The sequence below is a fragment of the Yoonia sp. genome, from assembly GCF_017854415.1.
Classification (GTDB): Bacteria; Pseudomonadota; Alphaproteobacteria; order Rhodobacterales; family Rhodobacteraceae; genus Yoonia.
The window spans coordinates 1-8,535 of record NZ_JAFMHR010000124.1; the positions used below are offsets into that span (position 1 = coordinate 1).

Genomic DNA, 8,535 nt, shown 5'->3' on the forward strand with positions numbered 1-8,535 from the left:
ACCAACTTGTGTTCGCGCATGATCTTATGGGTATCTTTATAGCCCTGCGATGTCGGGGCTTTGACACGAATCCAATCCGGCTTTTTGGGTTGCGCCGAATCCGGACGCCGCTGCTTTTCAGGGTGGCGCTGGGCGGGGATTTTCAGGTCGCGAGTGGACATAAGGATGCTCCGGATTGTGTTACATCTTACCTAGCGTCGCAGCACCGCGTTGTCCAATGTTCACGGTATCGCGCATGACGGGACTGCACAGCATGCATGGCGCAGGTCCCTACCCGATCATCGGCCCATAGAGCCCTTGCGTCTGCGCATAATGCCGCTTGAGCCGCTGCAACGCGATGCGCAGCACAATTTTGCCTGAACGCGCGGACCACCCCATTTTCTTTTCAGTCTGCTCCAATCCTTCCAGAAAACAACAGCAGCGCAGGACAACGTCACCCAAACCGGGACCAAGTTCAGCAAGGGCTGCCTTGATCCTGCGGTGCGCCTCGACTGCCCCTTTTGATCCGTCTTGTGCTGCATCAGGCCCTTCGCCGGTCATGAAACCACCCCAGCTTTCGATGCCGCCCATGCCAATTTCGACCAGTTCATAATCCTCGCGCAGCCGCTCTCCGGCGGCAACCAATTCACGCGACAAAAACGGTTTGCCATCGCGGTCCTTGCGGCGGGCAAGCCCCACAAGCGGGCTTTCTGTTGTCTGAGATCGGCTGGACGGACGGGTCACACCTTCAATGGCGGCGATGTCCCAGCCCGCATCACCGTCAGGGACCGTGTTGCGTTCAGAAAAGCCGCTAGCCCGGTTTTCGTCCTCGGCTGTCAAGCGACGCAAGGCCGCCCGCCCAGTGTTGGTGATAAAATAACGCGCGATCCGCCCTTCGGGATCAGGACAGGTGATCCAATCCTTAAGCGCCATGGCCTGCGCAATTTCGCGCTCCACAATCGCAGTGCGGATCTGTTCGCCTTCGGGCGTGACACGGACGACAACTGACGTTTCCATTTCGCGCGCCACAGCCAGAACAGCCCCTTGTTCACATAGCCGACGCAATATCCGCTTTGCCTCTTGATCGATGCGCGCCTGTGTCAGGCCCACAGAGGCCGCCGGATCAGTCGTTGCACAGGCCATGTTCATCATGTCTTTCGTCCTTTTTCGTTCCAAATCACATGCTGCCACCTGTTCCGAAAGAGACCGCAAGGCGGCATCAATCAAAGGATCATCGCGGCGGCCTTCGAACCGACGCACCTGGCGTAGCACCGTTGAAGGGTGGCAATCGCTGGCCCGCGCCACAGCACGGATCGAAATGCCCTTTTCGGTATGCACAAGGTAATGACGTGCCGCATCCGGCACCCAACGTGGAAATTCATGCGCGCCCGTTTGCCCTTGTGTCACAGTCATATCACCTATCCCTCTTTGTCGATTACAGCGCCAACCAGCGGTTATCGCTCGATCAAGGCGCAAACCAATGATGCTACCGGAGCGTGCATGGTTACCCAAGTCTTAACGATACTTTTCGTCCGTCAACCATGTTTTCAAAAAGATAAGTGACTCTAACCGGTGCGTTCTTACTTTGGCGCGATCACGCAACACCCGCATAGGTTGTGTCATGTTGTTGAAAACTTGCGACACTGGAAGGAATACAGAAATGCTTGATCTACAAACCCGCATAGCGACACTTGAACGCCCGCAGCTTCTGGCACGGGCGGCCCGGTTCGGGGTTGATGACTACAGACGCGACACGCATCTGCGCCGCATTTTGGGGTGCGAACGCCTGCCCAAACACGGGGCTGCTTTGATGCAGTTGCTGGATCGCGAAGCAGAGCTGGACCAACTGCGCAGGTCTAAATCGGGCGATTACCGCCCCGCGCGTCAGGTCGAAGTCTTGATTGCCATTCTGGGCGAGGCGCAGTTGATGCGCGCCACCGCCCTGAATGTTGTCTGATACGCTTTAGGTAAACGCATCCGGCATGCTGGCTTTCTTATCAGCCACATATGCACGCAAGCGGGCCTCGATGTCTGGATCAAGGGCGGGTTGCTGATATGTATCCAGCATCTTTTTGACCCGTGCTGTTGCCAGTGTTTCTGTGTCGCGCGCGCCTTCTTCGTCCCATGTCTCGAACGGTTTGTAATCAAACAGATCAGAACGCCAGAAGGCAGATTTGAAGTTCGCTTGCGTATGCTCGCAGCCTAAATAGTGACCGCCCGGGCCGACTTCTGCGATGGCACCCATCGCTTGGCCGTTTTCGGACATATCCACGCCGCGGGCAAAATGGTGCAATGTACCCAGCATATCCGCATCCATGACAAATTTCTCGAAAGATGCGACAAGCCCGCCTTCAAGCCAGCCACAGCTGTGCAACATAAAGTTCACACCCGATAGCAAACCCATATTCAGACTATTTGCGGTCTCGAATGCGGCCTGCGCATCGGGCAATTTCGAGCCACAAAACGATCCGGCCGACCGGTAAGGCAAATTCATACGGCGGGCCAACTGGCCTGCCCCATAAGTGATATGCGACGCCTCTGGCGTGCCAAAGGTCGGCGCACCGGAGTTCATATCGATGGACGTGACAAATGTGCCGAAAATCACCGGCGATCCGGGGCGGATCAACTGGCTATAAGCAACACCGGCCAGAACTTCGGCTAGAACTTGCGTCAAAGTGCCTGCGACAGAAACCGGCGCCATCGCGCCGCCAACGATAAACGGGCTGATAATCGACGCTTGGTTATTCTTGGCGAACACTTCAAGCGCGCCCATCATGATGCTGTCAAATGTCAGCGGCGAGTTGATGTTGATCAGCGACGTCATGACTGTGTTGTCTTGGACGAACTCTTTGCCGAATAAAATCTCGCACATTTCTACGCTGTCTTGCGCGCGGCTAGGTTCGGTCACAGAGCCCATGAATGGCTTATCGCTGTAGATCATGTGCGCCAGCAACATATCAAGGTGGCGCTTGTTGACCGCTACATCTGTCGGCTCGCAAACGGTGCCGCCTGAATGGTGCAACCACTTGGACATATAGCCCAATTTCACGAATTTCTCGAAATCGGCCATGGTTGCATAGCGGCGACCGCCTTCGGCATCGCGTACAAATGGCGGTCCGTAAACGGGTGCCATGACAAGGTTCTTACCGCCTACAACCACATTGCGTTCAGGATTGCGGGCATGCTGCGTGTATTCTGACGGTGCAGTCGCACATAATTTACGCGCCAAGCCACGCGGAATACGAACCCGTTCACCTTCGATTTCCGCACCAGCTGCCTTCCAGCGGGCCAATGCCTCTGGGCTATCGACAAAATTCACGCCGATTTCGGCCAATACCGTTTCGGCGTTTGCCTCGATCAAATCCAGATCAGCCTCGGACAACACTTCGTAATTAGGGATGTTGCGCGTGATGTACTTTGCCGTTTCAACGCTGACGGCTGTGCGTTCTGCGCGGCGTGCTGCACCGCCGCCGCCGCGACCTCTACGTGGTGATGTGGCTGGTGCATCGGACATGAAACGTCTCCCTCAAGAAGCGATAGATTTCGTATCTCATACAACGCAGTCCACGCCGTCCCCGGCGATTTTGCGGCCCTTGAGACCTGAAAACGACATGTCCTGAAATGAACTGTCGAAAACAGCGCAAAACCGGTGCGCGGGACCCTTGCGTTGACCCCCGTCTGGCTTTACCCACAGCGCCATGGAAAACAGCACCCACGAACGTCTTTTGATCATCGATTTCGGCAGTCAGGTCACGCAGCTTATCGCGCGGCGTTTGCGCGAACTTAGCGTCTACTGCGAAATTCATCCCTACCAAAACGTCACCGACGCTTTTTTGGCCGAATTTGCGCCCAAAGCCGTTATCTTATCTGGTGGCCCCGATAGCGTAACCCGCGAGGGATCGCCGCGCGCGCCGCAAGCGGTGTTTGAAATGGGTGTTCCCGTGCTTGGCATTTGCTATGGCCAGCAAACAATGATGACGCAATTGGGCGGCAAAGTGACGAGCGGGCATGGCACCGCAGAGTTCGGCCGCGCTTACGTCACCCCGAAAAGCAAACTGTCGCTATTAGATGGCTGGTTTGCGACCGACAAAGAACAAGTCTGGATGAGCCATGGCGACCATGTCTCTGAAATTGCTCCGGGATTTGAAGTTTACGGCACCTCGCCAAACGCCCCATTCGCAATTACTGCGGACGTCGCGCGCAACTTCTACGCGGTTCAATTCCACCCCGAAGTGCACCATACCCCGAATGGGGCAAAGCTATATGAAAACTTTGTGCGTCTTGCTGGGTTCACGGGCGATTGGACCATGGGCGCCTACCGCGAACAGGCGATTGCCGCAATCAAGGATCAAGTCGGCGATGCCCATGTGATCTGCGCATTGTCAGGTGGCGTTGATTCGTCCGTCGCCGCAGCTTTGCTGCACGAGGCTATCGGCGATCAGTTGACTTGTGTGTTCGTCGATCACGGCCTGCTGCGTCTAAACGAAGCCGAAGAAGTCGTGGCAATGTTCCGCGACAACATGAACCTTAAAGTGATCCACGCCAACGAGAGCGAATTATTTCTAGGCGAACTGGATGGCGTCAGTGATCCTGAAACCAAGCGCAAGATTATCGGGCGTCTGTTTATCGACGTGTTCCAAAAATATGCGAACGGGATCAAAGGCGCGGCCTTTCTTGCCCAAGGCACGCTTTACCCTGATGTTATTGAAAGCGTGAGCTTTTCTGGCGGCCCGTCCGTGACGATAAAATCGCATCACAACGTCGGTGGTCTGCCTGAAAAAATGGGGCTCAAATTGGTAGAGCCGCTGCGCGAATTGTTCAAAGACGAAGTCCGCGCATTGGGCGTTGAACTTGGCCTACCCAAATCATTCATCGGTCGCCATCCGTTCCCCGGCCCCGGTCTGGCAATCCGTTGTCCCGGCGAGATTACCCGCGAAAAGTTGGAAATCTTGCGCAAAGCGGACGCGGTTTATATCGATCAAATCCGCAAACACGGGTTGTACGATGATATTTGGCAGGCATTTGTTGCGATCCTGCCAGTGCGCACGGTCGGCGTGATGGGTGATGGGCGAACCTACGATTTTGCCTGCGCATTGCGTGCGGTTACTTCTGTTGATGGGATGACAGCGGATTATTACCCGTTCACCCATGAATTCCTTGGCGAAACCGCCACAAGGATCATTAACGAAGTGCACGGCATCAACCGCGTAACGTACGATATCACCAGCAAACCCCCCGGCACGATCGAGTGGGAATAGGCTAGTTTTGCAAGGCGCGCACTAAGCCCATCCCCGTAAATTCACCTGGCGCACAAGCTGCAATGTCGCCTTGTTGGCCGCGCGCAAACCATTGCGCACGCGCATCAAGTGCGACAACCGCAACCGGACCTATCCGTAGTGGATCACGCCCCCAATGGGGATTGGTTAATGGGTCATCGTCGAACAGGTCTGCAAGGTCCAATTCCGGCAATCCTGCGCGGTGCACCAAGAACCCTGCAACACAGTCGACCTGACGTTCAACTAAACCGCGCAGCATCACTTCATCAGTTGGGCGATTGCGGATTTCACGCAAAGCAAAATCAGCGATGCCGTGTTGAACTTGCACAGCATGCCCGAACGCATGACCCAATAAATAAGGCGTTTGCGGCAGGCCGCGTGCCGTCGTTGCAACCAGGATGATATTGCCCGTGGTGCAATATGCGACGCGAGGGTCCACTGCACCATTGGCCCCGCATTCGCCAGCAATCTGATCCACAATCTTCACTTGCGGCATACGCGCAAATGCCTGTGCTGCCGCAGTCGTAATATCCGTGATTGCATCAGCCTGCACCACACACGGCCATATCAAAAGTGCCATCAACCAACGCATCTGCAATCCCCAATTCATCTGACATTCAAACACATTGCATCGGGGGTTGCAAAATCGCCAAACAGAATGGCAACTGCTTGCATGAACACAACTTTACAAGCCGCCCTTTGGATGATCGGTGCGATCACCTCTTTCACGCTGATGGCAATTGCAGGGCGCACAGTCAGCGTCGAACTTGATACCTTTGAAATCATGCTGTTCCGCAGCATTACGGGTATCATCATCGTTGTGTCGGTCGCTGCTTATGTTGGCACATTCCGTCAGATTGGCCGCAACCAGCTCGGGTTGCATGCCACACGCAATATCTGCCATTTCGCAGGTCAGAACCTTTGGTTTTATGCCATTACCGTCATCCCCCTTGCACAAGTTTTTGCATTGGAATTTACCACGCCGATCTGGGTCATCCTGTTGTCGCCGCTTTTGTTGAAAGAAAGGTTAACGGGCATCGGCCTATTAAGTGCAGCCATCGGGTTTGTTGGCATCTTGATCGTCACCCGCCCTGATCCGGCAAATATCAACTCAGGCCTTGTCGCCGCAGCCAGTTGTGCCGTGTTCTTTGCGCTTACGGCAATTTTCACGCGCAAGTTGACACGCACCCAAAGCATCACAACGATCCTATTTTACCTCACAACAATGCAGGCGGTCTTTGGATTGATTTGTGCCGGGTACGATGGCGACATCGCGCTTCCGTCTCTCCAAACACTGCCTTGGGTAGTTTTGATCGGCTGCGCAGGATTGCTTGCGCATTTTTGCCTGACCAAGGCACTTAGCATTGCACCCGCAAGCGTCGTCATGCCTATTGATTTTGTCCGTTTGCCCGTGATCGCGATTGTGGGCATGCTTTTATACGCAGAGCCGCTCGATGCGCTGGTTTTCGTGGGCGCAGCCTTCATCTTTGCCGCGAATTACCTGAACATCACCCATGCAATGGGACGCGCGAAGACATGAAGGCCCAGTGAAACCATCCCTGTGATCACAAAGCTATTGTATTTTAGTGACGTAGCGACGCCGTCGTAAACTATGACGCGGCGTCATTAATTGACGCAAAGCTTAGGCGATCAGTACAACCGTTGCACAATATTTATTCATGACAGGGATGAGGACATGAAAAAAGTACTATCAGCAGGCGCAGCCTTGCTGCTCACAACGAGCATCGCACAGGCGGGAGGACTTGACCGTTCAGGACAAGGCGTCGGCATAATTTTCGAAGAAGGCAACGTTGTTCAACTTAGCTTTGGTTTTGTGTCACCAGAAGTATCAGGCGAAACCGTAAGTACAGTAGCTGGCGCGCCTATTGGCCAAACATCTGGCAACATGGCCGTTGCCTATTCTCAATTTGCAGGTGGCGTAAAATACGGCATCAATGACCAGGTTGATGTAGCGTTGATTTTTGACCAACCTTTTGGTGCAAACGTCGATTATTCCGATAACAGCGCATTTTACTACGCAGGCGCAACAACCGCAGAGGTGTCAAGCACTGCAATTACCGCGCTTGCGCGTTACAAAATTGACGAAAACTACTCGATTCACGGCGGATTGCGGTACCAATCTATCGAAGCCACTATTGGATTACCCGCTGTTAGGTCCTACAATTTGGAAGGCGAAAGCAGTTCAGGAACAGGCATCGTCGTTGGCGCAGCATATGAAATTCCAGACATCGCACTGCGCGTGTCACTGACATATAGCTCTAGTATTACACACGACATGCCATCCACAGAAAACTGTGCTGCTCCCGCATCATTCTGCGACAATGCGGAAAGCACAACAACCTTCAAATCACCGGAATCTCTGAACCTGGATTTCCAAACTGGCATTGCCGAAGATACGCTTCTGTTTGGTTCCATTCGTTACGCAAAATGGACCCAGTTTGATTTTGCACCAGCGACTTACAATATTCTTACAACGAATGCATTAAATCCAGAAGGCAGTTCTCTGCAAAGCTACGACGAGGACACCTTCGCCTATTCACTAGGTGTGGGGCGCCGTTTGTCAGATGCGTTCTCTGGCGCTGTTTCTATCGGCTACGAAGCTGCACAAGGTGGATTTTCCGGCAACCTAGGACCGACAGATGGTAACGTTAGTTTTGGTTTGGGTGGTACTTATACCACGGGCGATACCAAAGTGACTGCTGGCATCCGCTATATCATGCTTGGTGATGCCGACACAGAAAACCCTACTGCTCCGACGACTGTTGCCACCGAATTCCGTGACAACTCTGCGATTGGTTTCGGTATGCAAATTACGCAAAGCTTCTAAACAAACGCTGACTAAGTCAATTCAAAGCCCCGCCCTCACCGGTGGGGCTTTTTTCTTTTCTTGCGCATGAAGCGGGTTGCGCAGCACGCCGCGAGACGATCATGTCGCCCACATGACAACTTTACAAAAAACCATCTCGTCGCGCGCATGGGCAGAACTGCTCTTGTTGTCCTTTATCTGGGGCGGCTCATTCCTGTCGATCCGCATCGCGTTGGACGAAATTGGACCTCTGACGGCCGTCGCACACCGAACCGGTTGGGCGATGCTGATCCTGTGGGCGTATGTCGTGATCCGCAGATTAAAGATTCCCACCGATGCGCGGGTTTGGGGCGCATTTTTGGTCATGGGTCTGCTGAACAATGTGATTCCCTTTAGCTTGATGGCGTGGGGACAGTTGCATATCGAAACAGGCCTAACCTCGATCCTGAACGC

Annotated in this window: 8 protein-coding genes and 1 pseudogene; 5 read left to right on the forward strand and 4 right to left on the reverse strand. The window is 54.0% G+C overall.

The window, feature by feature from the left end:
• A pseudogene (locus tag QZ197_RS12855) lies at nucleotides 1–161 on the reverse strand (lipoyl synthase); the annotation flags it as partial.
• A 109-nt stretch (nucleotides 162–270) separates the two neighbouring features.
• A complete protein-coding gene (locus tag QZ197_RS12860; protein WP_296432430.1) occupies nucleotides 271–1,392 on the reverse strand; it encodes a DUF6456 domain-containing protein in 1,122 nt (373 codons plus the stop codon).
• 247 nt (nucleotides 1,393–1,639) lie between these two features.
• Between QZ197_RS12860 and QZ197_RS12865 the strand changes: the two genes are divergently transcribed.
• Nucleotides 1,640–1,936 (forward strand): DUF6477 family protein, encoded by a 297-nt coding sequence (locus tag QZ197_RS12865; protein ID WP_296432432.1) that lies wholly within the window; start codon nucleotides 1,640–1,642, stop codon nucleotides 1,934–1,936.
• A gap of 6 nt (nucleotides 1,937–1,942) precedes the next feature.
• On the opposite strand, the gene QZ197_RS12870 is transcribed toward QZ197_RS12865, so the two are convergent.
• The gene (locus QZ197_RS12870; RefSeq protein WP_296432433.1) at nucleotides 1,943–3,493 is read right to left on the reverse strand and encodes a trimethylamine methyltransferase family protein; all 1,551 of its coding nucleotides are present in this window, start codon (nucleotides 3,491–3,493) and stop codon (nucleotides 1,943–1,945) included.
• 184 nt (nucleotides 3,494–3,677) lie between these two features.
• On the opposite strand from QZ197_RS12870, the gene guaA reads away from it, so the two are divergent.
• On the forward strand, nucleotides 3,678–5,237 hold the full coding sequence (gene guaA / locus QZ197_RS12875) for a glutamine-hydrolyzing GMP synthase (RefSeq protein ID WP_296432436.1): 1,560 nt from the start codon (nucleotides 3,678–3,680) through the stop codon (nucleotides 5,235–5,237).
• 1 nt (nucleotide 5,238) lies between these two features.
• On the opposite strand, the gene QZ197_RS12880 is transcribed toward guaA, so the two are convergent.
• Nucleotides 5,239–5,835, reverse strand: a complete 597-nt coding sequence (locus QZ197_RS12880) for a hypothetical protein (RefSeq protein ID WP_296432438.1) — start codon at nucleotides 5,833–5,835, stop codon at nucleotides 5,239–5,241.
• A 93-nt stretch (nucleotides 5,836–5,928) separates the two neighbouring features.
• Here QZ197_RS12880 and QZ197_RS12885 point away from each other — a divergent pair, with 93 nt between their 5' ends.
• The 3 genes from QZ197_RS12885 to QZ197_RS12895 form a co-directional block, all read left to right on the forward strand.
• Nucleotides 5,929–6,795 (forward strand): DMT family transporter, encoded by an 867-nt coding sequence (locus QZ197_RS12885; protein WP_296432440.1) that lies wholly within the window; start codon nucleotides 5,929–5,931, stop codon nucleotides 6,793–6,795.
• 90 nt (nucleotides 6,796–6,885) lie between these two features.
• On the forward strand, nucleotides 6,886–8,103 hold the full coding sequence (locus QZ197_RS12890; protein WP_296432441.1) for a hypothetical protein: 1,218 nt from the start codon (nucleotides 6,886–6,888) through the stop codon (nucleotides 8,101–8,103).
• 112 nt (nucleotides 8,104–8,215) lie between these two features.
• On the forward strand, nucleotides 8,216–8,535 hold a 320-nt coding region (locus tag QZ197_RS12895), incomplete at its 3' end, for a DMT family transporter (RefSeq protein ID WP_296432443.1).